This is a genomic window from Kribbella orskensis, from assembly GCF_004342085.1.
Classification (GTDB): Bacteria; Actinomycetota; Actinomycetes; order Propionibacteriales; family Kribbellaceae; genus Kribbella; species Kribbella orskensis.
In genome coordinates, this window is sequence record NZ_SLWM01000003.1 from 165,928 (window position 1) to 190,726 (window position 24,799).

General features: G+C 68.5%; 28 protein-coding genes and 2 pseudogenes. 14 read left to right on the forward strand and 16 right to left on the reverse strand.

Annotation, left to right across the window (positions count from 1 at the left end):
• Positions 1-119 precede the first annotated feature (119 nt).
• Entirely contained in the window at positions 120-668 is a 549-nt protein-coding gene (locus EV644_RS09635) for a superoxide dismutase family protein (protein WP_158292777.1), read from the forward strand.
• Positions 662-1,174, forward strand: coding sequence for a hypothetical protein (locus EV644_RS09640; protein WP_132190070.1), 513 nt, complete (start codon positions 662-664; stop codon positions 1,172-1,174). The genes EV644_RS09635 and EV644_RS09640 overlap by 7 nt, the downstream gene beginning before the upstream one ends.
• A 46-nt stretch (positions 1,175-1,220) precedes the next feature.
• Here the strand turns inward: EV644_RS09640 and EV644_RS09645 are convergent, their stop codons facing one another.
• Positions 1,221-1,490, reverse strand: coding sequence for a hypothetical protein (locus tag EV644_RS09645; protein ID WP_132190069.1), 270 nt, complete (start codon positions 1,488-1,490; stop codon positions 1,221-1,223).
• Between the two features lie 83 nt (positions 1,491-1,573).
• Here EV644_RS09645 and EV644_RS09650 point away from each other — a divergent pair, with 83 nt between their 5' ends.
• The 3 genes from EV644_RS09650 to EV644_RS09660 are packed head-to-tail and all read left to right on the forward strand — an operon-like array spanning position 1,574 to position 3,556.
• Positions 1,574-2,527 (forward strand): GlxA family transcriptional regulator, encoded by a 954-nt coding sequence (locus EV644_RS09650; RefSeq protein ID WP_132190068.1) that lies wholly within the window; start codon positions 1,574-1,576, stop codon positions 2,525-2,527.
• The gene (locus EV644_RS09655) at positions 2,527-2,961 is read left to right on the forward strand and encodes a GNAT family N-acetyltransferase (protein WP_132190067.1); all 435 of its coding nucleotides are present in this window, start codon (positions 2,527-2,529) and stop codon (positions 2,959-2,961) included. The genes EV644_RS09650 and EV644_RS09655 overlap by 1 nt, the downstream gene beginning before the upstream one ends.
• Before the next feature lie 58 nt (positions 2,962-3,019).
• Positions 3,020-3,556, forward strand: a complete 537-nt coding sequence (locus EV644_RS09660) for a hypothetical protein (RefSeq protein WP_132190066.1) — start codon at positions 3,020-3,022, stop codon at positions 3,554-3,556.
• Positions 3,557-3,705: 149 nt separating this feature from the next.
• Here EV644_RS09660 and EV644_RS09665 read toward each other — a convergent pair whose 3' ends face one another.
• The 5 genes from EV644_RS09665 to EV644_RS09685 form a co-directional block, all read right to left on the reverse strand.
• On the reverse strand, positions 3,706-4,530 hold the full coding sequence (locus EV644_RS09665; protein WP_132190065.1) for an ABC transporter permease: 825 nt from the start codon (positions 4,528-4,530) through the stop codon (positions 3,706-3,708).
• Positions 4,530-5,540 carry an ATP-binding cassette domain-containing protein gene (locus EV644_RS09670; protein WP_132190064.1) on the reverse strand — a complete coding sequence of 337 codons (1,011 nt, stop codon included), beginning with the start codon at positions 5,538-5,540 and terminating at the stop codon, positions 4,530-4,532. Before EV644_RS09670 ends, EV644_RS09665 begins: the two co-directional genes overlap by 1 nt.
• A gap of 151 nt (positions 5,541-5,691) precedes the next feature.
• Positions 5,692-6,402, reverse strand: a complete 711-nt coding sequence (locus EV644_RS09675; protein ID WP_132190063.1) for a PadR family transcriptional regulator — start codon at positions 6,400-6,402, stop codon at positions 5,692-5,694.
• A 94-nt stretch (positions 6,403-6,496) separates the two neighbouring features.
• Complete coding sequence (locus tag EV644_RS09680) at positions 6,497-7,009, reverse strand: GNAT family N-acetyltransferase (protein WP_199239720.1); 513 nt, start codon at positions 7,007-7,009, stop codon at positions 6,497-6,499.
• Between the two features lie 62 nt (positions 7,010-7,071).
• On the reverse strand, positions 7,072-8,163 hold the full coding sequence (locus EV644_RS09685) for an adenosine deaminase (protein ID WP_132190062.1): 1,092 nt from the start codon (positions 8,161-8,163) through the stop codon (positions 7,072-7,074).
• Positions 8,164-8,249: 86 nt separating this feature from the next.
• Here EV644_RS09685 and EV644_RS47715 point away from each other — a divergent pair.
• Positions 8,250-8,633, forward strand: a pseudogene (locus EV644_RS47715) (DUF1016 N-terminal domain-containing protein); the annotation flags it as partial.
• A 71-nt stretch (positions 8,634-8,704) separates the two neighbouring features.
• Here the strand turns inward: EV644_RS47715 and EV644_RS09695 are convergent.
• A complete protein-coding gene (locus EV644_RS09695; protein ID WP_132190061.1) occupies positions 8,705-9,166 on the reverse strand; it encodes a nitroreductase family deazaflavin-dependent oxidoreductase in 462 nt (153 codons plus the stop codon).
• A gap of 122 nt (positions 9,167-9,288) precedes the next feature.
• On the opposite strand from EV644_RS09695, the gene EV644_RS09700 reads away from it, so the two are divergent.
• Positions 9,289-9,990: a TetR/AcrR family transcriptional regulator gene (locus tag EV644_RS09700; RefSeq protein WP_132190060.1), complete on the forward strand. Its 702-nt coding sequence runs from the start codon at positions 9,289-9,291 to the stop codon at positions 9,988-9,990.
• Here the strand turns inward: EV644_RS09700 and aat are convergent.
• Together aat and EV644_RS09710 are read right to left on the reverse strand one after the other, a co-directional pair.
• Positions 9,983-10,648: a leucyl/phenylalanyl-tRNA--protein transferase gene (gene aat, locus EV644_RS09705; protein WP_132190059.1), complete on the reverse strand. Its 666-nt coding sequence runs from the start codon at positions 10,646-10,648 to the stop codon at positions 9,983-9,985. The two genes, EV644_RS09700 and aat, sit on opposite strands and share 8 nt — an antisense overlap.
• A gap of 48 nt (positions 10,649-10,696) precedes the next feature.
• Positions 10,697-11,413: an MBL fold metallo-hydrolase gene (locus tag EV644_RS09710; protein ID WP_241998470.1), complete on the reverse strand. Its 717-nt coding sequence runs from the start codon at positions 11,411-11,413 to the stop codon at positions 10,697-10,699.
• 169 nt (positions 11,414-11,582) lie between these two features.
• On the opposite strand from EV644_RS09710, the gene EV644_RS09715 reads away from it, so the two are divergent.
• The 3 genes and pseudogenes from EV644_RS09715 to EV644_RS47720 all read left to right on the forward strand — a co-directional run bounded on the left by EV644_RS09715 (position 11,583) and on the right by EV644_RS47720 (position 13,532).
• Complete coding sequence (locus EV644_RS09715; protein ID WP_132190058.1) at positions 11,583-12,278, forward strand: EcsC family protein; 696 nt, start codon at positions 11,583-11,585, stop codon at positions 12,276-12,278.
• On the forward strand, positions 12,279-12,665 hold the full coding sequence (locus EV644_RS09720; protein WP_132190057.1) for a VOC family protein: 387 nt from the start codon (positions 12,279-12,281) through the stop codon (positions 12,663-12,665).
• A gap of 31 nt (positions 12,666-12,696) precedes the next feature.
• Positions 12,697-13,532, forward strand: a pseudogene (locus tag EV644_RS47720) (helix-turn-helix transcriptional regulator).
• On the opposite strand, the gene EV644_RS09730 reads toward EV644_RS47720, so the two are convergent.
• Positions 13,477-14,343 carry a helix-turn-helix transcriptional regulator gene (locus EV644_RS09730; protein ID WP_132190056.1) on the reverse strand — a complete coding sequence of 289 codons (867 nt, stop codon included), beginning with the start codon at positions 14,341-14,343 and terminating at the stop codon, positions 13,477-13,479. The pseudogene EV644_RS47720 and the gene EV644_RS09730 sit on opposite strands and share 56 nt — an antisense overlap.
• 151 nt (positions 14,344-14,494) lie before the next feature.
• Between EV644_RS09730 and EV644_RS09735 the strand changes: the two genes are divergently transcribed.
• Positions 14,495-14,962, forward strand: coding sequence for a VOC family protein (locus EV644_RS09735; protein ID WP_132190055.1), 468 nt, complete (start codon positions 14,495-14,497; stop codon positions 14,960-14,962).
• A gap of 48 nt (positions 14,963-15,010) precedes the next feature.
• Here EV644_RS09735 and EV644_RS44450 read toward each other — a convergent pair whose 3' ends face one another.
• Both EV644_RS44450 and EV644_RS09745 read right to left on the reverse strand, forming a co-directional pair.
• On the reverse strand, positions 15,011-16,891 hold the full coding sequence (locus EV644_RS44450) for a hypothetical protein (RefSeq protein WP_158292778.1): 1,881 nt from the start codon (positions 16,889-16,891) through the stop codon (positions 15,011-15,013).
• Positions 16,892-17,016: 125 nt separating this feature from the next.
• Positions 17,017-17,943 carry a hydroxymethylglutaryl-CoA lyase gene (locus EV644_RS09745; RefSeq protein ID WP_199239723.1) on the reverse strand — a complete coding sequence of 309 codons (927 nt, stop codon included), beginning with the start codon at positions 17,941-17,943 and terminating at the stop codon, positions 17,017-17,019.
• 95 nt (positions 17,944-18,038) lie between these two features.
• Here EV644_RS09745 and EV644_RS09750 point away from each other — a divergent pair, with 95 nt between their 5' ends.
• A complete protein-coding gene (locus tag EV644_RS09750) occupies positions 18,039-18,683 on the forward strand; it encodes a GNAT family N-acetyltransferase (RefSeq protein WP_132190053.1) in 645 nt (214 codons plus the stop codon).
• Positions 18,684-18,724: 41 nt separating this feature from the next.
• Here EV644_RS09750 and EV644_RS09755 read toward each other — a convergent pair whose 3' ends face one another.
• From EV644_RS09755 to EV644_RS09765, 3 genes are all read right to left on the reverse strand, one after another.
• Positions 18,725-19,510 (reverse strand): metallophosphoesterase family protein, encoded by a 786-nt coding sequence (locus EV644_RS09755; RefSeq protein ID WP_132190052.1) that lies wholly within the window; start codon positions 19,508-19,510, stop codon positions 18,725-18,727.
• A 119-nt stretch (positions 19,511-19,629) separates the two neighbouring features.
• Complete coding sequence (locus EV644_RS09760; protein WP_132190051.1) at positions 19,630-20,901, reverse strand: TrbL/VirB6 family protein; 1,272 nt, start codon at positions 20,899-20,901, stop codon at positions 19,630-19,632.
• Entirely contained in the window at positions 20,901-21,752 is an 852-nt protein-coding gene (locus EV644_RS09765) for a DUF8175 domain-containg protein (RefSeq protein ID WP_132190050.1), read from the reverse strand. The genes EV644_RS09760 and EV644_RS09765 overlap by 1 nt, the downstream gene beginning before the upstream one ends.
• Before the next feature lie 186 nt (positions 21,753-21,938).
• Here EV644_RS09765 and EV644_RS09770 point away from each other — a divergent pair, with 186 nt between their 5' ends.
• Both EV644_RS09770 and EV644_RS09775 read left to right on the forward strand, forming a co-directional pair.
• On the forward strand, positions 21,939-22,481 hold the full coding sequence (locus EV644_RS09770; RefSeq protein ID WP_241998469.1) for a MarR family winged helix-turn-helix transcriptional regulator: 543 nt from the start codon (positions 21,939-21,941) through the stop codon (positions 22,479-22,481).
• 135 nt (positions 22,482-22,616) lie between these two features.
• Positions 22,617-24,137, forward strand: a complete 1,521-nt coding sequence (locus tag EV644_RS09775; protein ID WP_132190049.1) for a molybdopterin-dependent oxidoreductase — start codon at positions 22,617-22,619, stop codon at positions 24,135-24,137.
• A 9-nt stretch (positions 24,138-24,146) separates the two neighbouring features.
• Here EV644_RS09775 and EV644_RS09780 read toward each other — a convergent pair whose 3' ends face one another.
• Positions 24,147-24,749, reverse strand: a complete 603-nt coding sequence (locus EV644_RS09780; RefSeq protein ID WP_132190048.1) for a TetR/AcrR family transcriptional regulator — start codon at positions 24,747-24,749, stop codon at positions 24,147-24,149.
• Positions 24,750-24,799 lie beyond the last annotated feature (50 nt).

The window sequence follows — 24,799 nt, forward strand, 5'->3', positions numbered from 1 at the left end:
AGCGAAACCACCAGCCGGGTGACAGCGCGGAGATCTTCTTTTCCTTGTCACCCAGGCCGCGTCCAGACCCGTCTGTTGCAGTGATCCGTGCACCCAGCATGGACCCGATTGGGGGAGTCATGACAACAACGAAGCTCGCCGCCGCAGGAGGAACAGCGGTCCTCCTGGCTACCGCCGTCTTCATGCCGGCCACAGCCGAAGCCCATCCCGGCCACGGCACGACCCGCGTGGTGAGTGCCCACGGCAATCTCCGCGATCTCCAGCCCGGTGCGGCCGGACCTTTCGATCACGCCAGGGCCGCGCTCGTGATGGTTCAGCACAACGGTCGCAGCCTGGTCGTTCTCCAGGTCCGCGGAATCGACCGATCGGTGGCCGGGCGGGACTTCGGCGCTCACCTTCACGTGGGGCCTTGTGTGACCGGTGACGGCGCCGCGGCCGGGCCGCACTACAACGCGGACACTGTGGCCGGGCGCGTCCCACCGCGGGTCGACGCGACCACGGAGGTATGGCTCGACTTCACCGCAACCCGGGCTGGGACCGGGTTTGCGCTCACCCAGGTGCCGTTCGCGCCGCTGCCGGGCCGGCGGGCGATCGTGATCCACCAGGAACCCACTGATCCGCAGGGCGCCGCCGGTCCACGGCTCGCCTGCCTGCCGGTGGAATGGTGAGCATCCCGCGCGCTACCGGCGCAGGCTTCGCGCTCGGGCTGATGTGGGGAGCAGCGGCTCGGGTGTGGATGCGGCTGATCTCCACCGATCCGGAGTTCAGCTGGACCGGGACGGGCATGATCCTCGGCTCGACTGCCGTCTGCGGTGCGGCGCTCGGATTCCTGTACGGCGCCCGCCGGGCCGGCCGGTCCCGCTCGTGGCGACTGCTCGGTTTGTGCTGGTTGTTCGTCTTCGCGGGCCCGGGGATTGTCTTCCTGCCCGCGTTCCTGTTGGGCGGCCTGCTTCATCTCCGGCAGATCTGGTGCAAGGTGATCGGTGCCGCGGCGGTCGCCTGCGGAGTACTCCTGCTGTGGATTCTCAATCAGCAGGAGCCGGCATCGGTCAACCCCGCAACGATGTACGGCGGCTTCCTCCTGCTGTCGGTGGCCCTGACTGCGGGAGCAGCCGAGCTCTATCTTCCCCGCCCAGCACGCCGCCGAGAGCCTGCGGTAGCGCTCGCAAAGTAGCGGAAAGCCGGCGGAAGTGGTCCTTCCGCCGGCTCAGGGGGGTGGATCAGGCCGCGTGGCGGCTGTGGTGCTGGAGGATGCGGGCCCGGTGGATGTTGACGACGCTGCCGGGGGTGGTAGCGGGCTTGTGGGAGAAGGGCTCGGCTGCGCCACCAAGGGCGAGCAAGTCGAGCTTGGACCTGGCGAGATCGCGATCGTCGGCAACCCAGGCGCCTTCGGGCCCGTGTCCGAGCCCGGTTGCGTGCTTCCTGTTGCTGCTTTCGAGGGCCGCGATCACGACCAGCGCGAGTACTGCGAGGACGATGATTCCGGTCATGGCAGTAACTATGCTATCAACTAGATCCCGCCACAATTGGCACTATTGACATCCTTCCACTAATTCCTGCCATACTGGTTCGCATGCTGCGGAAGATTGCTGTCGTCCTGATGGAGGACGTCGCCGTGTTCGAGTTCGGAGTGCTGTCGGAGGTGTTCGGCATCGACCGGACCGACGACGGTGTGCCGCCGTTCGACTTCAAGGTGTGTTCGACCCGCCCGGGTGAGCCGCTGCGAACCAGCAGCCACTCCGCGGTGATCGCGCCGTACGGGCTGGAGGAGCTGGAGGACGCCGACCTGGTCGCGCTGCCGGCCACCACCTGGCGCGGCGAGTACGACGAACGCATCCTCTCCGCGCTCCGCAAGGCCTCCGAGCGCGGCGCGATCCTGCTGACGGTCTGCTCGGGCGCCTTCGTACTGGGCGCCGCCGGGCTCCTCGACGGGCGCTGCTGCGCGACTCACTGGCGCTACGCGGACAAGTTCCGCGAGCAGTTCCCCCTGGCCCGGCTGGACGCGGACGTGCTCTTCGTCGACGACGGCAACATCATCACCAGCGCCGGCACCGCCGCGGGCATCGACGCCTGCCTGCACCTGGTACGCCGGGAGCTCGGCAGCGCCGTGGCGACCCGGATCGCCCGCCGGATGGTGGTCCCGCCACAGCGCGACGGCGGCCAGCGGCAGTACGTCGAGGTGCCCGTGCCCGAGTCGTCCGGCGAGAGCCTGCAGCCGGTGCTCGACTGGATGGTCGGCAACCTCACCGTCGAGCACACCGTCCCGGACCTCGCCCGGCGCGCGCGGATGTCGGACCGCACCTTCGCCCGCCGGTTCGTCGCCGAGACCGGCACGACCCCGTTGAAATGGGTCACCACCCAGCGCGTCCTGCACGCCAGAACCCTGCTGGAGCAGACGAAACTCGGCATCGAGCAGATCGCGTCCGAGGCCGGCTTCGGCACCGCCGCCCTCCTCCGCCACCACTTCCGCCGAGTAGTCGGCGTCCCACCCCAGGACTACCGCCGAACCTTCCAAACCACCAGCTGATGGGATCCGATGACGGCCTCAGCTACCGGTTCGCAGTACCGGCCGACGCGGATGCCGTGATGACGTTCTGGGCGACAGCAGCGGAGGACTCACACCGCCCACCGGACTCGCCTGAAGCCGTCCTGCGCCTGATCGCGCGGGACCCGTCGGCGTTGATCCTCGCTGTCCACGACGAGGCGATCGTCGGCTCGATCATCGTCGGCTGGGACGGCTGGCGCTGCCACCTCTACCGCCTCGGCGTCGCCCCCACCCACCGCCGCCGCGGCATCGCCCGAACCCTCGTCTCCCTGGCCGAAACCCGGTTCACCACCTACGGCGGCACCCGAGCCGACGCCATGGTTCTCGACGTCAACACCGACGCCCACCCGACCTGGACCGCCGCCGGCTACAGCCCCCAAGACAACTGGACCCGCTGGGTGAAACCGTTAGCCTGACGCGACAGCTTCCAGGGGTTTTGGTAAGCCTTGATTTCCCTTCTATTGTTGGCCGATCATGGCTTCCCATGCCTACGTCGACGAGTCATCCCGGAGTGGCTATCTGCTCTGTGCGGTGGTGATCCTGCCTGCCGACGTGACCGCGATCCGCCGTACTCTGCGCACCCTTTGCAAGCCGGGTCAGCGCAGAGTGCACATGAAGCACGAGAGCGACGGGCGCCGGCGGGAGATCCTGAGCGCCGTCTCACAGCTCGACGCCCAGACGCTCGTCTATCGTGCTGTGCTCAACGGACGGTCGGAGCGCCGGGCGCAGGACGAGTGCTTCAGAACGATGGTGCCGGATCTGCTGGAGAAGTTCGCTGTAGGCCGGATGGTTGTCGAATCCTGCGACCAGGACCATCAGGACAACCAGGTGATCCGCGAGGTGTTGAGCGATCGCCCGGCCGGACACCGGTTGACCTATCTTCACTCGGCTCCGGCGAGTGAACCGTTGCTGTGGTTGCCGGACATCATGGCGTGGGCCGTCGGGAGGGGTGGGGACTGGAAGCGGCGCTGTGGGCAAGGACTGCTCGACGTCCGTGATGTCGGCCCGTAGACACGCGAAACCCGGGCGACCGACCGTCCGGACGGCTCCCGGGTTCACTTCCCGCGGCTATTGCCTGGGCTGTGTCAAGCGTACACATCCTTGCCCACGGTCTGCTACCTCGAAGAACCCTCCCGGAGCGGCGGGAGGGCTTTCGGGGTTCAGACCGAGCGTTGGTAGGTGCGGAAGGCTCGGGTTGAGAGATAGCCGACTATCAGGGTGAAGGCGGTCAGGTAGACGCCGTGGCGGGTTACTGAGGACCAGTCCGGGTCGGCTGAGAGGGCTTCGCGGGCGGCTACGGCGGCCCAGTCGACCGGGTTGTAGCGGGCGGCCACCTGGACCCAGTGGGGGGCCAGTTCCAGGTCCAGCATGATCGAGGACAGGAACGTGAGCGGCAGCGAGACGAACTGGAAGATCCCGATCAGGGCCTCCTGCTGACGGGTCAGCAGGGCGACCGCGTTCGAGAGCGACCCGAACGCCGTGCCGACCAGCATCGACGCCACGATCGTGACCAGGTAGCCGACCACGCCCCCGTCGTACCGGGCGCCGGCGGCGATGCCGATCGCGAACACGATGATGGTCTGGATCACGGTGGTGGTTCCGTTGCTGATCAGCTGACCCGCCATCAGCGCACCCCGGCGGACCGGCGAGGTCAGCATCCGGTCCATCACACCGCGCTCCATGTCGGCGATGAAGGTGGTGCCGGCCCAGCCGCTCGTCATCAGCGCGGTCATCATCACGATGCCCGGCGTCAGGAACGCGATGTACGACGAGTCGCCGAAGCCCGGGAGAGCCACCACGCCCTTGAACAGCTGGCCGAACAGCAACAACCAGATCGCCGGTTGCACCAACGTGAAGGCGATCAGAGCAGGCGACCTGTACTGCGCCCGCAGCCAGCGCCCGGTGATGTATCCCGTCTGACTGACCAACCCACCCCGGCGGGCGGTTCCGGTAGTCCTTGCGGGGTTCGCGGTGATCGTGGCCATCAGGCGGCCCTCCCCTCAACCTGTCCGGCTGTGTTCTCGGCCGCCCGGAACGAGCGACCCGTGTACTGCAGGTAGACGTCGTCCAGCGACGGCCGCGAAACCGTCACCGCAGTGACTGGAATCGCCTTCTCCTCAAGGGCTCCCAGTACTGCGGGCACCGCCGTGGCGCCGCGATCCACTCGGGCTCGCAAGGTGTTGCCGTCGACAACTATCTCCCCGATGCCAGGCAGGTGGCCGAGCAGCCGGCGAACGTTGCCGTCGACATCGGCGTCGACGAGCTCGACCTGGACGGAATCACCACGGAGCTCGGCCTTCAGCGACTCCGGTGTGCCCTCGGCAACGACCTGGCCGTGGTCGACGATGGCCAGCTGGTCGGCGAGGCGGTCCGCCTCTTCCAGATAGTGCGTGGTCAGGAGCACGGTCAGACCTTCGTTGCCGGAGAGCCGCTCGACCTCGTTCCACAGATCCGCGCGGGCCTCGGGATCGAGTCCGGTGGTCGGTTCGTCCAGGAAGAGCACCCGCGGCCGGTGGACCAGGCCCAGGGCGACGTCCAGCTTGCGCTGCATTCCACCCGAGTAGGTGCGAACCTGGCGACCACCCGCCTCGGTCAGGTCGAACCGCTCGAGCAGCTCGGCGGACCGCCGTACGGCCTCTTGCCGCGACAGGCCGTAGATCCGCCCGCTCAGGACGAGGTTCTCGACGCCTGTGGCCATCGGATCGGAGCTGGACTTCTGCGGCACGTACCCGATCGCGAGCCGGACGTCGTTCTGCTGTCGGACCACGTCGAACCCGGCGACCCGCGCAGTACCGGAGTCCGCCCGGGACAAGGTGGTCAGGATCTTCACGGTGGTCGACTTGCCGGCGCCGTTCGGACCGAGCAGACCTAGTACGACGCCCTCCGGTACGGCGAAGGTGAGTCCGTCGAGAGCCCGCAGTGGCGGCTTCTTCCGCCCGTCGGGATAGGTCTTGACCAGGTCGGACGCCTCGAGGGTATGACTGGTTGATGGCATGTGATGTGACTCCTCTTGATGGGTGAGGAGTCGATCCACGGCGGCCTGGCTATCCTGATGGTTGCGCCTTGGGTGCCAGGTCCTTCGGGACCGACTCGAGGAACTGCGGCCCTTGACCCGGGTGTTGCCGCACCTTGGTCGGGGGCCGTCCTTACTTTGGTTCTGGTGCGCCTGCTTCGGGAGGCATGGCCTGCATCCAGGTGAACTCCTCCCCGAAGTACTTGACCGGATCCTTGAACAGGTCGGCGGGCTTGATCCCCAGCGTCTCCACCAGCTCGTAGCCCTTGCGCCAGAACACACTGCCTTCGAGCTCGTCCGAGCGGATCTCCTTCGCCAGTTGGCGAACGAAGTCGGCCTGCGTCTTCAGCAACGCCAGCCGGAGCTCGGACTCGACCCAGAAGACGCGGGGGAACTTGATCGCCTCCATCGAGGCGTGCGCGCCCTCGACCTCCGCGATCTCTGCCTCGAGCGCGGTTATCCGCTGGTCCAGCAGCTCGACCACCCGGTCCGGCGGGAAGGCCGGCAGATACGCGAGCCCGGCCTCCAGCTGGCTGAACTCCTTCTCCGGCGTGCCGAGCAGCTCGGTCAGCCAGTCCTGGAACTCCAGCCGGCCGGCCTCGGTGATGTCGTACACGGTCCGCTCCGGGCGATTGCCGTCGCGCAGGGTCTCGACCGCCTCGATGAAACCATGCTTCTCGAGCGCCGCCACGACCGAGTAGAGCGAGCCGTAGTTGAGCTTGATGCTCAGGTCCTTGCCGCGACTCTTGAGCATCGTGGAGATCTCGTACGGGTGCATCGGCCGCTCGGCGAGACTGCCCAGCACGGCGAACGCCAGCGGGTTCGCCACCTTGCGCTTGACCACTGCAGCCCACCTTCTCGATCTCGGTTACTCGAAATCGAGTATTAGCTTCCGTGTATCCGATGTCAAGTATTCGGCGTGAAACCGGTGGAACCGGTCAGACAGGGCGTTCGAAGAGGAGTTCCAGGCCGTCTTCCTCGTCCCACTGCTCGCCGGCCTCCAGGAAGCCGAAGCCGGCGATGGTGGCGAGCGAGGCCGCGTTCGTGGGACTGATCGACGCCCGGACGGTGTGTACCTCGGGCTTGCTGGCGGCGAGTTCCAGCAGCGCGGCGACGATCGCCCGCGCGTAGCCCTGCCGCCGGTACTGCGGGTCGACGGTGTAGCCGATCTCCACCATCCCGGCCGCGTCGGGTGGTCCGTGGAACCCGGCGTAGCCGACGACGCCCGGGTCGGAGAGCACGAGCTTGACGAGCCAGCCGACGCTGGTGGGATCCGCGGCCATCTGGTCGACGCGGTACTGCCAGAGCCACTTGGCGGCATCCGTCAGGAAGGCGTCACCGAGCTCGTACCCGGTCTCCGCCCGCGCGGCCGCAAGATCGTCGGCGAGCAACGCGCGCATCGCAGTACTGGTCAGCTCGACGAAGCGGACCGATTTCGTGGAGGTAGTCATCACGGCCATCATCCGGCCGGGAACCCCGCCCTGCGACCGATTAACGGTTGTCAGACCTCGGCTCAGCGGGACAGCGCTTCGGCGTACCAGGGCTTGATGGTGTTCTCGATGATCGCGAGGCGTTCGTCGAACGGGAGGAACGCGGACTTCATCGCGTTGATCGCGAACCAGCGGAAATCGCTCAGGCCGTAGTCGAAGGCCTCGGCGAGCAACGCCAGCTCACGGCTCATCGACGTACCGCTCATCAGCCGGTTGTCCGTGTTCACCGTGACGCGGAACTTCAGCTTGGCGAGCAGGCCGATCGGGTGCTGCGCGATCGAGTCGGCGGCGCCGGTCTGCAGGTTGCTGCTCGGGCACATCTCCAGCGGGATCCGCCGGTCCCGCACGTACGCCGCGAGCCGGCCGAGCTCGACCTTTCCGTCCAGGTGCTGGAGATCGACGGACTCGTCGTACGTGATGTCGTCGATGATCCGCACACCGTGGCCGAGGCGGTCAGCGCCGCACCACTGGATCGCCTGCCAGATGGAGGGGAGCCCGAACGCCTCGCCGGCGTGGATGGTGAAGTGGGCGTTCTCGCGCTGGAGGTACTCGAAGGCGTCGAGGTGCCGGGTGGGCGGGTAACCGGCCTCGGCGCCGGCGATGTCGAAGCCGACGACCCCCACGTCGCGGTAGGCGACGGCAAGCTGGGCGATCTCCATCGAACGGGCCCGGTGGCGCATCGCGGTCAGCAACTGCCTCGCGACGATCGGGCGCTCGGCGTTCGCCATCCCGTGCTCGAATCCCTCGCGAACCGCGTCCACCACCTGCTCGAGACTCAGTCCGCGGGTGAGGTGCTGCTCGGGCGCGTACCGGATCTCGGCGTACACGACTCCATCGGCCGCCAGGTCCTGGACGCACTCACTGGCCACGCGGGTGATCGCCTCGGCGTTCTGCATCACCGCGACGGTGTGGTCGAACGTCTCCAGGTACCGCTCCAGCGACCCGGAATCCGCCGACTCCACGAACCACAGCCCCAACTCCCCGGCATCCTGTCGCGGCAACTTGTGCCCGATCTCCGCCGCCAACTCCACGATCGTCCCCGGCCGCAACCCACCATCCAGATGATCGTGCAACAAAACCTTGGGCGCCGCCGTCAACTCCTCCGCACTGATCATCCAGCCATCTTCGCAGGCAAGCTCGACAATCTGCCCCAGGCTGCCCCGCCTGGTACCCGGATCTCCTGGACCGGGTCTCCGCGCACATCTCAGCCGGCCACCGCAGAGCCGTCTCGGCAGCCAACACCGAACTGATCAGGAGCTACTGGGGCATCGGTCAGGAGACCTTGGGCCGGCAACACGAGGAGGGACGGGGCAGCAGCGTCATCGATCGATTGTCGACGGACCTCAAGTCGCGGTTTCCCGGCGCCAAGGGCTACTCACCTCGGAACCTTCGCTACATGCGTTCGTTTGCCTCTGCCTGGCCGAGTCGCACAATTCTGCAAGCGCCGCTTGCAGAATTGCCCTGGTACCACCATCTCGCTCTGTTGCAGAAACTCGACGATGCCGACCTCCGCCTCTGGTACGCCGCGGCTTCGGTCGAGCGCGGCTGGAGCCGGGATGTTCTCGCACCCCAGATCGAGGGCCGGTTCCACGAGCGGGCCGGCCAAGCGGTGACCAACTTCGAGCCGCGACGTAGGAGCGACGTGGGGCGGAGTACTCAGACCGTGTGGATTTTGAAGACGGGGAAGCCGGGGGCTACGTGGAGGAGGGTTTCGGTGGGGGAGTCGGCGCGGACGTCGTCGCCGAAGAAGGCGCCTACTTCCCAGGCCCACTTCTTGAGGTAGGCGCGGAGGATCTCGGGCTTGGCGGGGTCGGCGAGTTCTTCGGCGCGGAAGACCTCCACCCGGCGGCCGATGGCGAGCCGGCCTTCGGTATTCGCGCGGAGGTTGCGGACCCACTGGACGTGGCCGCGCGGGGCGACCAGGTAGCGCTCGCCGTCGACGGTGAGCAGGTTGACGGGGACGCTGCGCCACTCGCCGGACTTGCGGCCCCGGACCGAGAGGACCCGGCTGCCCATCAGGCTGATGCCGACCTTCGCGAGCCCCGCGACGACCTTGTTCATGATCAGCATGGTGCGGCGGCCGCCGGTGAACACTCGCTTGTCGTTGTACTCCTGCATCAGGATCGCCTCCCAGTTTGCGAGAGCGGTGCTCTCTGTTGTGACCAGTGAACACCGACACGCGGTACATGTCAAGAGCACTGCTCTCGATTTAGTCCGGTGCTCATGGCAGACTGACCGCCATGAACGCCGGACGAACCGCCCGCGACCGTGCCCGTGCCGAGCTGACGCGGGAGATCAAGGACGCCGCCCGCCGCCAACTGGCGGCCGAAGGGGCCGAGCGCCTCTCGCTCCGGGCCGTCTCCCGCGAGCTCGGCATGGTCTCGTCCGCGCTGTACCGGTACTTCCCCAGCCGCGACGACCTGCTCACCGCCCTGATCATCGACGCGTACGACGCGCTCGGGGCGAAGGCGGAAGCCGCGGCCAAGGACCAGGACGATCCGCTTACGGCTTGGCTCGCGGTCTGCCAGGCGGTCAGGGCTTGGGCGGTCGCGCATCCGCACGAGTACGCGTTGATCTACGGCTCGCCAGTCGCCGGGTACAAGGCGCCCGAGAGCACGATCCAGCCGGCCGGACGGGTCGCGGTCGTGCTGCTCGGGATACTCAGCCGGGCCCAGGACACCGGAGTACTGGTTGCTCCTGCCGAGGCGCCGGAACCGCTGGGGTTGCTCGCGGAGCAGCTCACCGTGTTCAAGGAGATGGCGCCCGGAGTACCGCCGAAGGTGTTGGTGCGGACGGTGATCGCGTGGACGCAGCTGTTCGGGATGATCAGCTTCGAGCTGTTCGGTCAGCTGGTCGGCACGATGGATCCCGCGGACGAGTTCTTCCTCCAGGCCACGTCCCAGCTCGCCGACTTCATCGGACTCACCCAGGAGCTCAGCTGAAGGCGTCCGGGAGCGGGAGGGTGAGGGCGCGTTCGACCCGGCGGATGTACTGCTCGCGAGGGATCGCGACGGCGCCGAGGGTGGCGAGGTGGTCGGTCACCCACTGGATGTCGAGCACCCGGTCGGCGGCGTACTTGTCGTCGAGCAGTTCGACCAGTCCGGCGACGGCCGCCTTCGACCCGTCGGTCTTGTGGTGGAACATCGACTCCCCGGCGAACAACCCGCCGATCGCCACGCCGTACAGGCCGCCGGCGAGCTCGTCGCCGTCCCAGGCCTCGACCGAGTGGACCCAGCCCATCCGGTGCAGCCGGGTGTACGACGCGATGATGTCCGCGTCGATCCACGAACCCGGCCGGCTGGGGTCGGCGCAGGCGCGGATCACCTGGTCGAAGGCGGTGTTGACCCGGATCTCGAAGCGCTGCCGGGCCCGGCGCAGCGACCGGGACGGCGCGTACCCGTCGATCTCGATCACGCCGCGGTCGACCGGCGACCACCAGAGCAGCGGTCCATGGCTGTCGGGCATCGGGAACAGCCCCCGCCGGTACGCCGCGAGCACCGTGCCCGGTTCGAGATCAGCCCCGGCCGCGACGACATCGCTGGGACCGGCGACCGCGACCGGCGGGAAGTCCCACACGGAGGCTGGTGGTTCGAGAGGCACCCCACCATCCTGACCTACGCCCCGAACAACCAAACGCCGGGCGGGCCGTCAGAGGGCGACGCGCATACCGGGCTGGGCGAGGACGACGGGACAGCCCGCCAGCTGCGAGGCCTCGTCGAGCAGCCGGAGGTGGTCCTGCCAGGCGCGGAGGTGGGTCAGGATCAACAGCCTGGCGCCCGCCTTCGCGGCGAGCCGGCCGGCGTCCCCGGCAGTGAGGTGCCCGCGCAGCGGCCCGTCGGCATCGAACCCCGAAGCCTCGGCGAGCAACACTCCACAGCCCACGGCCAGCTCCTCGACTGCGGCACACGGCTCGGTGTCGGCCGTGTAGCAGAGGGCATCGTCGACCCTCGTGGCCCAGCACCCGAGCGCACCGTGCCGCACGCCCACCAGCCGAACGGTCAGCGGACCGAGCATGCGGACACCCGCCTGGATGACCGTGGTCGTGAAGTCGTCCGGGTTGGTGGTCAGCACCGGGTTCATGTTCGACGGGCCGAAGATCGGGATGGGACCGCAGTCGGATCCGTCGCGGACCGCTTTGGAACGGTAGTAGCTGAGCTGAGTCACGTCCGACCAGTGGTCGGAGTGCGCATGCGACAGGATCACGGCTCCGATGTCCTCCGCCGCGGCGTACCGCTGGAGCGGCCCGGCCGCGCCCGCACCGAGATCGAGCAGCAACCGGAAACCGTCCTTCTCGACCAGATAGCTCGACGCGGCGGAATCCGGACCCGGCGCGGAGCCCGAGCAGCCGACCACAGTCAGTCTCATCCGCCGAACGTATCGCCCGGTGAGGGCCGGGCCGGTGGGGAAACTGCCCCGGTGGGGGACCGGCCGGGGTTTCTCCCGAGTGGCGCGCGCTGGGCAGCCACGTAGAGTTGAAAGTGCTGCACCCGCCGCCGGAACCCCGGGGCGGGTGCCCGAGTTGTGAAGGAGTGCTGTGGCCGGAGTAGCCAGGTTCGTCGCCAGCAGTCTCGCGCCTGCCGCCCAGCGGTTCGCCCCGCAGGCCGCGGCGGGTGTGCTCCGTCAGGTCCTCGAGATCGCGATCGACGGCTATCAACGGTTCCCGGGCGCGGAGAAGGTCGCCGAACGCCAGCTCTCCAAGAACGGCAACGACGCGCAGTTGGCGGTCGACGCCGTGATCGACCAGCACATCCGGTTGGCCGGAGTGCAGGGTTTCGTCACCAGCATCGGCGGACTCGTCACGCTGCCGGTCGCGCTGCCCGCGAACCTGACCGGCCTCGCCGTCGTGCAGGCCCGGATGATCGCCGCGGTCGCGCACCTGCGCGGTTACGACCTCGACGATCCGCGAGTCCGGACCGCGGTGATCACCTGCATGTTGGGCGAGGAAGGTGTCGACGACCGGCTGAAGAAGTCGAGCCTGCCGACGTCACCGCTGGCGATCGCGACCGCGCCGGTGTTCGACCCGGAGCTCGACCGGCTGGTCTCCGGCGAGGTCGTCGGTGAGCTGATCGCCCGGATCAGCGGCAAGCGGATGGGCCTGATGGTGACCCGGCGAGTCCCGCTGCTCGGCGGTGCGGTTGCCGCCGGCGTGGACGGCTGGTCGACGTACCGGGTCGGTCAGTACGCCGACAAGAGCCTGGTGCGGCGGATCCCGCGGCCGATCGAGCAGTAGATGGTCGCGCCGTTCTGGGGGCCGACGCTGGATTGTCCGGAGCCTCGCGGGCTGGCCGAGTTCTACCAGCGGGTCTGCGGTGGCGAGATCACCGTCTCCAGCGAGACGTTCGTGGAGCTGCGCTGCGACGGGTTCAGCCTGGGGTTCCAGCGGGATCTGAACTACCGCGAGCCGACCTGGCCCGAACCCCGCGTGCCGCAGCAGTGCCACCTCGACTTCAAGACGGCCGACCTGGACTCCGAAGAGGCCCAGGTACTCGCGGCCGGCGCCACGAAGACCGCAGTACAGCCTGCGCCGTCGGTTTTCCGCGTGTTTCTCGATCCGGCCGGGCATCCGTTCTGCCTGACCACCTGGGGTACGCCGGCCGCGCCCGCGCAATCCCGGTGAAACTGTCGGTGGTGCGTGTCAGCATGGCTGGATGAGTACCCGACGGATTGAGCTCGGGGAGTTCCTCAAGGCGCGCCGCGCCCAGGTGACCCCCGAGGCTGTCGGCCTGCCGCCGGGCGGACGACGCCGTACTCCAGGCCTGCGGCGCGAGGAGCTCGCCCAACTCGCAGGCGTCGGGGTGACTTGGTACACGTGGCTCGAGCAGGGGCGCCCGATCAACGTGAGCGGCCAGGTGCTCGACGCCGTCGCGGCGACTCTGCGGCTGAGTGAACCCGAGCGCGCGCACCTCTATCGTCTGGCCGAGGCGACGACAGTGCGGCCGAAGCCCCGCGAGTGTGCGAACGAGCTGGTGCTGACCGAGATCCTCGACGCGCTCGATCCGCTGCCGGCGGTGATCACGAACACCCGCTTCGACATCATCCAGCCGAACCAAGCGTTCAGCGATCTCTTCCACGACTGGCACACGCTGCCCTGCGTCCACAAGAACCTGCTCTGGTGCATCGTCACCGAGCCACTCGCGCGGGAGCAACTGCTGAACTAGAGGACGAGGTTCCGTACCTCGTCGCCCGGCTCAGGTCGGCGTACGGGGAACACATCGGCGATCCTGACTGGGAGACCGACCTCGCCCGGCTCCGCAAGCTGAGCCCGGAGTTCGACGAGCTGTGGTCGAAGCACGAGGTGGCCGAATGCAGCCCGCGGCCCCGCCACGTCGTCCACCCGATCGCCGGCGAGCTCCACTTCACCGTCACCGAGCTCTCCGTACCGGCCCACCCCGAACTGGTTCTCTTCGTGGAGACCCCCGCCGACGAGCTCACTCGCGAGAGGCTGCCGCTGACTCGCCGGGAACCGATAACGGCCGAGACGTGACCCAACTACTGAGCAGCTTCAGTTTCTCCTCCGACGGCGATCCCGTGGCGGCGCTGTAGATGATCAACGAGAGGTCCGGATCCGCGGCCGGCACGAGCGACTCGTAGTTGATCCGCAGGTCGCCGACGGCCTCGTGGTGGAACGTCTTGGTGCCATGCGTGTGCTTGAAGACCTTGTAGTCGGCCCAGAAGCGGGCGAACTCGTCTGAGCGGGTGGTCAGGTCTCCCACCAGTGCGGCGAGCAGTGGGTCCGACGCATCGGGGCGGGCCGCCGCGCGCAGGATCGCGACCATCTGCGCGGCGATCTCGGGCCAGTCCGGGTACACCTCGCGCGCCTTCGGGTTGAGGAACATCCAGCGGGCCATGTTGCGCTCCGCCGCAGGCATCGCGTCGAAGTCGTCGATCAGCACCTTGCCCATCCGGTTGATCGCGAGGACCTCCAGCCGCGGTCCGTGGACGACCGCCGGCACCGGGTCCAGGGCGTCGAGCATCATCCGGATCGCCGGTCGTGCCTTCGGTGGGCGTGGCTGGTCGGGCCGCCCGGTCGGCTTGACCAGATCCGTGAGGTGTTGCCGCTCGAGCTGGTCGAGCCTGAGCGCGTCGGCGACGGCCGTGAGGACCTGCGCGGACACGTTCCTGGCTCGGCCCTGCTCGAGACGCGTGTAGTAGTCGGCGCTGACGCCGGCGACCAAGGCGATCTCCTCACGTCGCAGTCCGCTCACGCTACGGCTCCCCGAGCGCCAGGGCAGGCCGACCTCCGGTGGCGTCAGGCGGGCCCGACGGGAGCGGAGGAATTCACCCAGCTCGTTCATGCTCCCAGTCTCGCTCGCTGGCAGCTCCGCCGGCGAGGAGGTGGGTGGGTCTGCCAGACCTAGGTTGACCAGGGCCTTGCTCCGCCTTCTGCGCGGAGATGCCGCGCTCTTGACTGAGCTCGTCCGCGCTTCGAGCTCGAGGAGACAGATCATGCCGATGCCCAGCAATCCCCCGAAGAACCCGTCCAGCCCCTTCGCGTCGTTCGCCGGCCACCACGTCGGCGTAAGGGTGCCGGACTACGAGGCCGCCAAGCAGTGGTACGTCGAGAAGCTGGACTTCCGCGTGCTGCAGGAGTGGCCGTACGGCGATCTCAAGCTCGCGTACCTCAGCCCTGCCAACGACGACGACTTCCACCTGGAACTGCTGGCCGGCCCGGTCCCGTTCCCGAACGAGGTGCTCGACGATCTCGGGGTCAGCCTGCAGCACGGTGGTTACCAGCACATCTGCGTGCACGTGGACAACGTGGACAAGGCTGTCGCGGAACTCGCCCGCCGCGGTGTCGACCTGATCGGCGACCCTTTCGAGATCGACGACATCAGCCGCCGCCTGGCCTTCTTCCGCGATCCCTGGGGCAACATGATCGAACTCTCCGAAACCCTCCCGGGCGCCGGCGCCTGACCCTCCGCGAACCACCAGATCTCCGGGGGCGCTCGCAGGTCATGGGGGTCATGGCTGGTCTGCGACGGGGTGGGTGCCGGTGTGGTCGACGCGGAAGGTGTAGCCGTGTTTGGTGGTCCATTGCAGGGCTCCGTCGTCGAGGCGGTGGACGGTCCAGTGGCCGTGGGTTTTGACCCGGTGGCTGTGGCGCCGGAGCGGGGTGAGGTTGGTGGTGCTGGTTTGGCCTGGTGGTCCGGTGGTGTTGAAGTTGTAGGGCTGGATGTGGTCGAGGTCGGTGTGGTGGGTGGTTTCTGCGGTGCCGTAGGGGAATTGTTCGACGGGGTGGGTGAGTTTGAGGTGTTCGCGGATCCGGCGGGGGATTTCGTAGGCGTCGACGCTGATCTTGTTGTTGAGGTCGATGACGGGCTTGACGGTGATCTGGTCGTGGCCGAGGAGTTCTTGGAGGCGGGCGGCGTAGACGGGGCCGAAGCGTTCGACGCGGGTGATGCCGCCGCCGGCGAGCAGGGTCTGGTCGGTGATGTGCACGTAGAGGGTCGTGGTCCGGGCCGGCTTGCGCCCGGTGCGACCGGTGCTCTCGGCGCCGCCGGTGTGGCCGTCGGTGGTGCGGTTGTCGGTGGTGCCGGCGCCGCTGGTGGGGTGGTTGCTGTGGGCGCCTTGTTTGATGGCGGCTAGTTTCCGGGCGAGTTCGCGGCGCGCGGCGGCGTCCATCCCCGCGTCGGTGGTTGGTTCGGCCGGGTTGATGTGACGGCTGTTGCTGCCGCTGTCGCCGCTGTTGGTGTTGTTGTGGTCGGGTGCCGAGAGTGGTTCGGATCGTTCGTCGAATGCCGGCTCGCTGGGGTGGGGTGCGTCGCGGTCGGCTTCGTCGTCCGGGCCGGGCTCGGCGTCGAGGCGGGGCTCGCACCGGTCATCCACGTGCGGTTGGTCCTCGAGAGGTGGTGCCTGCTCGGCTGTAGCCGCCTGCTCGGCTGTAGCCGCCTGCTCGGCTGTAGCCGCCTGCTCGGCTGTGGCCGTCTGCTCGGCCTGGGGCGTGCTGGCAGGCTGAGAGTCGCCTGGCGGGGCCTGGTCACAGGGCGGCGGTGGCGGTGCCTGTGGGCGCGGTACGGCCGATGCCAGTGGCTGAGGCCGTGCCGGGGTGGGGGTGTTGGTGAGGTGCTGGGCGACGGTGAGGAGTTCGCGGGTCAGGTCTGGGTCGGCGAGGATGCCGATGGCTTTGGCGCGGCGTTGGTCGAGGGGGTCGGTGTCGCCGAGGTCGGCCAGGGCGTCGGCGAGCTGGGTGAGGGTGGCGTGGAGGCGGATGATGTCGCCGGTGGCGGCCTTGACGTACAAGGTGGTGGTGCCGTGTTCGTCGGTGCGGCCGGGCCAGACGCCGCGTTGTCTGGCTCGGGCCTCGGCGGCGGCCTGGGCGGCTGCGGGGTCGGCTCGCCACAGCGCGGCGCGGACGATGTTGGCGATCCGGTGCGGGGTGACGGTGTCCACGATGCCGGCGAGTTCGGCGTCGACGATCGCGGCGGCCTGTTCGGACAGGTGCAGGCAGGCGGTGGCGATGGTGCAGGCTTTCCAGGCGGTGGCGTGCTCGGAGCGGACCTGGGCCCAGATCCGGGGCAGCCGGTGGCGCAGCGCCAGGGCCTGGCCGAGGTAGGCGGCGGCGGAGCCGGTGGAGCGGCCGGTCACGGCGCCGAACTCGGCCACGGCGAACTCCGCGACCGCCGGGCAGCCCGGTCCGCCGTACACGACGCCGCGTTCTCCACCGGGGACCCGGTGGTGGCCGGGCACGGTGGCGGGGTCGGGGTGCAGGTCGGCGAAGTGCAGGGCCAGTTCGAGCAGTTCGACGTCGGCGCGGTTGCGTTGCGCGTGCAGTTGTGCGGCCGAGGCGAGCGTCTCGGCCGCACTCAACGCGGCCACGTCAGGCGGCACATCACGGGCGAACATGTGTTCGATACTACCGTCCGTGTCAGTCCGGACGCAAACCGTCAGAGCGTCAGATTCCCCTTATCCACAAGGGAAAACGTCACAGGCGAGGTCTGCGGAGAACGGATATACCTGACGATCAGTAGTCAGCCAGCGAGGGCTTGGACTACTCGGCTGGCGGAGGGTTTGCCTAGTTGGGTGGACATCCACGCGCTGGTGGCGACCAGCTTCTCGAGGTCGACGCCGGTCTGGATGCCGAGGCCGTCGAGCTGCCAGACGAGATCTTCGGTGGCGAGGTTGCCGGTCGCGCTCTCGGCGTACGGGCAGCCGCCGAGCCCGCCCGCGGAGCTGTCGACCGTGGTGACGCCTTCGCGGAGCGCGGTGAGGGTGTTGGCGAGCGCCTGGCCGTAGGTGTCATGGAAGTGCACGGCCAGCGTGTCCACACCAACACCGGCGGCGGTGAAGGCGTGGATCAACGCGATCACCTGGCCCGGGGTCGCGACGCCGATCGTGTCGCCGAGGGAGAGTTCGTGGCAGCCGAGCTCGACCAGGCGCGCACCGACCTTGACCACCTGGTCGATCGGTACATCGCCCTCCCACGGGTCGCCGTAACACATCGAGACGTAGCCGCGGACCGTCAATCCCTGTGCCAGCGCACGTTCGACCGTCGGGGCGAACATGGCGAACTGGTTGTCCACGGTCGAGTTCAGGTTCTTCGCCGCGAAGGTCTCGGTCGCGCTCGCGAAGATCGCGATCTCTCTGACCCCGGCCTCGAGGGCACGGTCCAGGCCGCGCTCGTTCGGGACGAGGACCGGGGCGCGAACGCCCTCGGGGAGGTCCAGCATGGTCAGCAGTTCGGCGGCGTCAGCGAGCTGCGGCACCCACTTCGGGTGCACGAAGCTGGTGGTCTCGACGGTCGTCAGCCCGGCGTCGACCAGTCGGCGGATGAACTCCGCCTTCACCGCCACGTCGACGATCGCGTCCTCGTTCTGCAACCCGTCCCGGGGTCCGACCTCGTAGATCGTCACCCGCTCGGGCAGCCCTTCGGCCCCGACCCGCTCCGGCTTCCGCACGTCTGCCTCCCTGTCCACTTACCTCGTGGCGCGACCGCTTCGTGGGCGGATCCGCCGTCTGAGCCCGCGAGGGTTCTCCTCCACAATGGCTCGTGATGACAACTCTGGCTGACATTCTGCGCGGCATCGAACGCGGCGTCTTCCCCGCCCCGGACCTGAGCGTCACGGTCGTCCCGGCGCCGTCCGACCGGGAGAGCTGCGTCGTCGCGTTCACCGGCCACATCGTGGTCGCCGCCGACGTCGACCCCGCCTGGGTCGCCGAACGCATCCCGCCCGGGGATCTCTCGGCGCCCCTCAACCCGCCCTTCCTCTACGCACTCGAGCAACTGACCGGCCGCCGGGTCAACGCGATCGACGCGATGCTGCTCGCGCCTGCGTTGGTGGATCCCGTCGAGCGGGCCGCCGCGATCGAGGGGCTCACGGAACTGACTGACCACGAGCACCCGCGCGTCGAGCGAGCTTGGCGGTACCGCGACGACGTACACGTGTACGCCGATTCGTACGGCGGGCTGGTGCTGACCGGGCGCGGGCTCGCCGGCCGCCTCGAGTGCGCCCTGGAGGTCCCGGAAGGCGAACGCGGCAAGGGCCACGGCCGCCGCCTCGCCCGAGCAGCCCGCGCCCTCATCCCACCGACCGCCCACATCTGGGCCCAGGTCACCCCCGGCAATGCCGCCTCCACCCGAACCTTCCTAGCCGCCGGCTACCAACCCATCGGCTCCGAAGCCCTCCTCGTCCGCTAGCCCGAGCCACGTCCGCCAGCCCCCGCCAGCTCCAATAGCTGTTAGTGGGGTGGGCGGTGGTAGGTGGGCGGGGCGTTGGAGTAGAAGTCGCCTCGGTAGATGCCGTGGAGGATTTCGCTTTCGTAGCCGTCGAGGTCGGGCATGCCGAGGTCGCGGGCGACCTCCAGCTCGGCGGCGGCGTCGTACGGGACGCGGACGAACTGGATGGAGAACGGGGCCGGGTCGGGGGTGTCGGGGACGCCTTCGAGGATGACGTAGACCGGGGTGGGGTCGCTCATGCTGTTGCCGACACTGCCGGTGTTGAACAGGGTGCGGCCGCCGAGGTCGACCTCGTAGAAGGCGTCGTGGGTGTCGCCGTAGCCGACCACGTTCGGGATCGGGCCGTCGCCGGTGGCCTCGGTGTTTTCGAACATGGCGAGGAACTCCCGCTCGTCATGGTCGAACCGGACCCGCCGGTGCACGGTCGTCTCCGACGCGTGGAAGAGCCGGATCTGCCGACCGCTCAGCACGAAGTCGTGGCAGAACGGGAGGGCGCGCAACCAGGTCCACTGGTCCTCGCGGAGTTCCTTCTTCCACCAGCGGAGGGCCTCGTTGTCGAACTCGCGGTCGGGGTCGGGCAGGAAGTCGTCCCAGTTGCCGAGGATGTTCACCTCGCACAATTGCTGGCACCGATCCACCACTTCACTGCCCCGTGGGCCCTTGCCCACGTAGTCGCCGAGGTTGAAGATCCGCTCGATCCCCCTCGCCTCGATATCCGCGAGCACCGCCTCGAGCGCGGTCAGATTTCCATGCACATCCGAGATCAACGCAATCCGCTCCAGCCCCATGACCCCATCCTCACACCGCCCCCAGGTCAGTCCGCACGGATGGTTGGTCGGGCTGGACGGTCTCGGCGGTGGTTGCTGCAGGTGGGCGTGTGCGAGACAGGTGTTGTCGGGTGGGGTGGTTACTTGCTGCCCTTTGGACCTGTGGGTTCGGGGGTGCGGGTGGTTGGGGCGGAGTTCTTGCGGGAGCCGCCCCAGCCTCGGCCGCCTGAGCTGTTGGAGGTGCTGCCCGAGGAGCCACCTCCGCCGGATTCGCCGGCTGAGTGGGAGGCCGCGGCGGCTAGGGCTCCGCCGGCCTTCTTGGCGCCGGTTACTGCTGCGCCGGCTGCGGCTAGGCCGCCGCTTGCTGCGACGCCGATTGCGCCGGATGCGCTTTTGCTGCCGCCGCCTCCTCCCCCGCCGCCACCGCTTGAGGATGAGCGGCCGCCGAAGGCGGAGCGGCCTATGGAGACGGCGCCGGAGGCAGCGCCGCCTGGGTCTGCGACTCCGCTGCCCATGCCTGAGCTGCCGCCGGAGACGGCTGCTGTCAGGGGTACTGCGAATCGGAGCAGGGCAGGTAGGGCGAAGACTGCGAGGAGCATCATCATCAGGCCGGTCAGCGCCTGGACCAGGCCGTTGCCTGACTGGTTCGTCATGCCCGCCTGGTTCATCTTCATCGCCGCGGCGTAGACGAACGCGGCCGCGGGTTTGTAGGCGATGAAGGCCAGCGCCCAGCCGCAGTACTTCTTGAACCAGGCTTTGCCGACCTCGGTGTTCGTTGCTGCCGCCGCGATCGGGAAGGTTCCGGCCAGCAGGACGAGCATCGCCGAGCGGATCAGCATGAGCACGACCTGGATCACGGCCGCGAAGAACACCGCGACCCCGAGGAACATCGCCGCCAGCAGCGGAAGCTGGTTGGTCGCGGCCTGCGTTCCACCCTTCACCACCATCGCGCCCAGGGCCAGGTGGAACTGCTGGTCCTTCGGAGTCGCGCTCTGCACCACCTCCATCGCGAACTCGTCGGACAAGGCGACCAGCAGTTGCAGGAAGGCTGTCCCGGCAGTGGCGACCAGGACGAACAACATCGTTGCTTTGAGCAACTCCCGGAGTGGCTCGCCGCGCTGTTCCCAGGCCATCCGCAGGCCCGCTGCCAGGATGGCGAAGGTGAAGATCGCGCCCGACACCGCCAGAGCGTGGCCGTGCAGGAATTCGATCGACCCGCTGGCGGCAGTGCCGGTGTCCGAATGCTGCGGGTCCAGGGTCGGGCTGTCGATCTTCATCCAGAATGTGGCGACCGCCTGCAGGCCGGCCGATGCCAGCTCACCGATCTTGGTGGCCAGGGCGTCGAACTGCCCGGTGACGATCGACTGGAAGCCTTCCTTGATCGAGCAGCCGATCTCGAGCTTGCCGCACATCAGATACCACTCCAGGCCACGAATCCGTCGAGGTCACGGCGCTGGGCGAAGGGCGCGCCGACCGCTTCGCCGGCCGGCGGCGGCACCACTCGCCAGTCGCCGTCGTACCACGCGAGAGTGAGGGTCGCGCTGACGAACGCCGTCTCGACCGGCATCGCGAGCATCACCGTCGCGCGGTCGCGGGAGGCGTCGAGCACCCGGTAGGCGACCGGCTGGGCCGAGTCGGAACTGTCGCTCACCGGCTCGGACCGCAGTTCCCTGATCAGGGCGTCGGTGTCGCGGCCCGGCAGCATCAGCTTGCCGGCCGTCGCGACCGCCTTGCGCTGGTCGGCGATCGCACCGATCGCGTTGTACGCCGCGAAGACCGCGCCGGTCGGGGAGTGCGCGAAGCACCGGCGGAAACCGTCGGCGTCGACCTTGGCGGGTCCGTAGGCGGCCGAGCGCGGGACCACCACCCGGCGAGTGACCTCCCAGCCGTCGACCGCAGGCGCCGAGGCAGGGATGGCCTGGTCGCCGGCCGCCAGTCCACACCGGCTCGCGCCGTCGCGACCAGAGTCACCCGCGAGATCCTCGGAGCCGGGCGTCGCCGAGCCCGCAGTACCGGCGGGGGTAGCCGGGCCTCCCGTACCGGCGGGGGTTGCCGGGCCCGCGGTACCGGCGGGGCCGGCTGGTTCCGCGGCCAGGTCGATGCCCGCTGGGGCTGGCAACGATGCCGGGGTGGGTGCGGAGGAGGCGTCCGACGAGAGGCCGGTGATGATGAGCAGACCGCCGCAGGCCAGAATGGCTCCGATCACGATGCATGCGGCGACGAACCCCCGGCCGAAGGGTGACTGGTCCTCGTTCTCGCTCATCGGTTCCCCGCTTTCCCGCTGGTTTCGCCTGACGGGGAAAGCCTGGCAAAGATCGGCCGACCGCCGCGGAAGTTATCCACAGGCAGGCCGGAGTCACGCTCAAGCTGCCATCGAACGCGTCCCGACCTGTAGCCGAAAGGTCACCCCGTGTAGCGAAATGACCGGGTCAGCTAATAGAGTCCGCGCATGACCATCGCGCCTTCGCTTTGCTCGCCCCGAGCGCTCGCCGATGCAGAACCCACACATGTCGCCGAACCCTGGGAAAGCGACCTGATCAGCGCGTACGGCCTGCTGCGTGAAGCAGCGGCCGAACTCGATCACCTGATGCGCAATTCTCTCAAGCGCAGTGGTCTGCAAATGGCAATGTTCGAACTGTTGCTGCGGCTTGCCCGCAGCCACGGGGAGAAGCAGCGTCTCACCTCACTCGCCCGGGAGTTGACCGTCACCACCGGCGGCATCACCCGGCTGGTCGACCGCGCCGAGAACCTCGGCCTGGTGCGCCGGGAGCCTTGTCCCGACGACGCCCGCGGGTCGTTCGCGGTCCTCACGGAGGAGGGCAAGCGGCGGCTGCGCGAAGCGCTGCCGGACCACCTCCTGGAGATCGACAGCCTGTGGATGTCCCAGTTGGCGGACGAGCGGGAGCTCGTGCTCGGCAGGCTCCGCCGGGTCCGGGACAACGCCCGTCGCTGGCCCAACGGCCGGCCCAGCCTCGGCCCCATCACCCGCTGACCGGCCCGACCCGGACCGATCGGTCTACCGTCGTGCCCAAGCGCCGGGCATGACCTGCCGCAATACCGGTTACCTGGAACTAACGGTTGTGGCACCCGGCTGGTGTCGGGTGCCCGACCGAGCGATTGTTGAGAGGTGAACCAACCTCAGCCCCGGCGCCTGCCCCTCATCCGCGCAGCGATCGGTGGCATCCTCGCCGCGCTCGCGGGACTCGCGGCGGGTAGCGTGGCCGCCGCGGTCCTCGGCACCTCACAGACGCCGGTGGTGGCGATCGGCTCGGCCTTCATCGACCGGGTCCCGCCGTGGCTGAAGGACCTCGCGATCTCCCTCTTCGGGACGCATGACAAGACCGCGCTGAAGACCGGCATCCTCGTCGTTCTGCTCGCGCTGGCCGCCGTCGGCGGCATTCTCGCCGTACGCCGGTACTGGGCAGGCGCGCTCGTCGTGATCGTCCTGGCCGGGGTGGCCGTTATCGCCGCGGCGACGCGTCCCGACGCCGGGCAGACCGGGTTCGTCCCGTCGTTCGTCGCGGGGATCGTCGCCCTTCTCGTCCTGAGGTTGTTCTCCAACCGGCTCGCTGACCTCGGCGGCGCCGAGGAGGACGGAGTCAGCCGGCGCGGGTTCCTCCAGCTCACGGCAGGCGTCGCCCTCGGCACTGTCGCGGTAGGCGCACTCGGCAGGGTCGTCGGTGGCCGCCGCTCCGCCGTGACGGATGCCCGGGCTGCCCTCGCCCTGCCGAAGCCGCCCACCCTGGCACCACCGGCCGGAGTACAGGCTGCCGGTGCAACGCCGTGGGCTACTCCGAACGACGACTTCTACCGGATCGACACCGCGTTGTCCGTGCCGCTGATCCAGCCGAAGGACTGGAAGCTGCGGATCCACGGCATGGTCGAGCGCGAGATCGAGCTGACCTTCGACGACCTGCTGAAGCGCAGGGTCATCCACAAGTGGGTCACGCTGACCTGTGTGAGCAACGAGGTCGGCGGCGACCTGATCGGCAACGCGCTCTGGTCCGGAGTATTGCTGAAGGATCTGCTCGCCGAGGCCGGGCCCTCGAAGGACGCGGACGCGATCCAGTCGACCTCGAAGGACGGCTTCACCGCCGGTACTCCGTTGAGCACCTTGCTGGACGATCGCGAGTCCATGCTCGCGTTCGCGATGAACGGGCAGCCGTTGCCGTTGGAGCACGGGTTCCCGGTGCGGATCGTCGTACCTGGGCTGTATGGGTACGTGTCGGCGACGAAGTGGCTGGTGGATATCGAGGTGACCCGGTTCGACCAGTTCGAGGCGTACTGGACGCCCCGCGGCTGGGACGAGCTCGGGCCGATCAAGTTGTCGTCGCGGATCGACGTACCGCGGTCGAAGGCGTCGGGTGGTCAGGTCACCGTCGCCGGGGTCGCGTGGGACCAGTACGTCGGGGTGTCCAAGGTCGAGGTCCGCGTTGATGGGGGCCCTTGGCAACAAGCGACCCTCGCCACGGATGCGTCGATCGACACCTGGCGGCAGTGGCACTGGAGCTGGGACGCGCAGCGCGGCAACCATGTCCTGCAGGTCCGCGCGTTCGACGCCAAGGGCAACCCGCAGATCGAGGCGCAGGCCCCGCCCGCCCCGAACGGCTCCACCGGCCTGCACACCGTCAACATCAAGGTCGACTGACAACAGTCCCTAACTGCTGATGGTCTCCAGGACCATCGGCAGGAAGGTGTGCTCCAGGGAGCCGGCCGGGACCTTCGCCGGCTCCAGCAGGTACTGCGAGCGCGCGCCCTCGTGCAGCGCCATCACCAGGCGGACGAACTGCTCAGGGGGCACGGACAGCCGCAGGTTGCTCGCGGCGGTGATCTCCTCGACCAGCCGGGTCAGTTGCTCGCGGAACATCGCGCGCTGTTCGTTGAGCGCCTTGGCCGCGTCTGCGTTCCGCAGCGCGTGCAGCGTGAACTCCGTCGAGATCAGGTGCCACTGCCGCTGGTCGGGCGCCGCGTCGTCCAGCAACCCCAGTACTGCGTCGAGCAGCGATCCAGGCTGATTCGCAAGGTCGGGCAGCAGCGCGCTGATCTGCTCCAGCAGGCGATCCGTGGTCGCCTGGAACAGGGCCAGCACGAGTTCGTCCTTGGACCCGAAGTTCGAGTAGAAGGCGCCGCGGGTGAACCCGGCCCGCTCACAGATGTCCTCCACCGACGCGCCGTGGAAACCACGCTCGGCGAACACCTCGAGGGCACCTTCCAGCAGCCGGGCGCGGGTGGCGGAGCGACGTCGCTTGGGGGTTTCCATAGCCGTACGATACAGTCTTGTATTGGATACACAAACGTATTGAACGGGGA

Coding starts and splice junctions, on each gene's coding strand:
- EV644_RS09635 (WP_158292777.1), top strand. CDS start 120: ATGACAACAACGAAGCTCGCCGCCGCAGGAGGAACAGCGGTCCTCCTG.
- EV644_RS09640 (WP_132190070.1), top strand. CDS start 662: ATGGTGAGCATCCCGCGCGCTACCGGCGCAGGCTTCGCGCTCGGGCTG.
- EV644_RS09645 (WP_132190069.1), bottom strand. CDS start 1,490: ATGACCGGAATCATCGTCCTCGCAGTACTCGCGCTGGTCGTGATCGCG.
- EV644_RS09650 (WP_132190068.1), top strand. CDS start 1,574: ATGCTGCGGAAGATTGCTGTCGTCCTGATGGAGGACGTCGCCGTGTTC.
- EV644_RS09655 (WP_132190067.1), top strand. CDS start 2,527: ATGGGATCCGATGACGGCCTCAGCTACCGGTTCGCAGTACCGGCCGAC.
- EV644_RS09660 (WP_132190066.1), top strand. CDS start 3,020: ATGGCTTCCCATGCCTACGTCGACGAGTCATCCCGGAGTGGCTATCTG.
- EV644_RS09665 (WP_132190065.1), bottom strand. CDS start 4,530: ATGGCCACGATCACCGCGAACCCCGCAAGGACTACCGGAACCGCCCGC.
- EV644_RS09670 (WP_132190064.1), bottom strand. CDS start 5,540: ATGCCATCAACCAGTCATACCCTCGAGGCGTCCGACCTGGTCAAGACC.
- EV644_RS09680 (WP_199239720.1), bottom strand. CDS start 7,009: ATGACTACCTCCACGAAATCGGTCCGCTTCGTCGAGCTGACCAGTACT.
- EV644_RS09685 (WP_132190062.1), bottom strand. CDS start 8,163: ATGATCAGTGCGGAGGAGTTGACGGCGGCGCCCAAGGTTTTGTTGCAC.
- EV644_RS09695 (WP_132190061.1), bottom strand. CDS start 9,166: ATGCAGGAGTACAACGACAAGCGAGTGTTCACCGGCGGCCGCCGCACC.
- EV644_RS09700 (WP_132190060.1), top strand. CDS start 9,289: ATGAACGCCGGACGAACCGCCCGCGACCGTGCCCGTGCCGAGCTGACG.
- EV644_RS09710 (WP_241998470.1), bottom strand. CDS start 11,413: ATGAGACTGACTGTGGTCGGCTGCTCGGGCTCCGCGCCGGGTCCGGAT.
- EV644_RS09720 (WP_132190057.1), top strand. CDS start 12,279: ATGGTCGCGCCGTTCTGGGGGCCGACGCTGGATTGTCCGGAGCCTCGC.
- EV644_RS09730 (WP_132190056.1), bottom strand. CDS start 14,343: ATGAACGAGCTGGGTGAATTCCTCCGCTCCCGTCGGGCCCGCCTGACG.
- EV644_RS09735 (WP_132190055.1), top strand. CDS start 14,495: ATGCCGATGCCCAGCAATCCCCCGAAGAACCCGTCCAGCCCCTTCGCG.
- EV644_RS44450 (WP_158292778.1), bottom strand. CDS start 16,891: ATGTTCGCCCGTGATGTGCCGCCTGACGTGGCCGCGTTGAGTGCGGCC.
- EV644_RS09750 (WP_132190053.1), top strand. CDS start 18,039: ATGACAACTCTGGCTGACATTCTGCGCGGCATCGAACGCGGCGTCTTC.
- EV644_RS09755 (WP_132190052.1), bottom strand. CDS start 19,510: ATGGGGCTGGAGCGGATTGCGTTGATCTCGGATGTGCATGGAAATCTG.
- EV644_RS09760 (WP_132190051.1), bottom strand. CDS start 20,901: ATGTGCGGCAAGCTCGAGATCGGCTGCTCGATCAAGGAAGGCTTCCAG.
- EV644_RS09765 (WP_132190050.1), bottom strand. CDS start 21,752: ATGAGCGAGAACGAGGACCAGTCACCCTTCGGCCGGGGGTTCGTCGCC.
- EV644_RS09770 (WP_241998469.1), top strand. CDS start 21,939: ATGACCATCGCGCCTTCGCTTTGCTCGCCCCGAGCGCTCGCCGATGCA.
- EV644_RS09780 (WP_132190048.1), bottom strand. CDS start 24,749: ATGGAAACCCCCAAGCGACGTCGCTCCGCCACCCGCGCCCGGCTGCTG.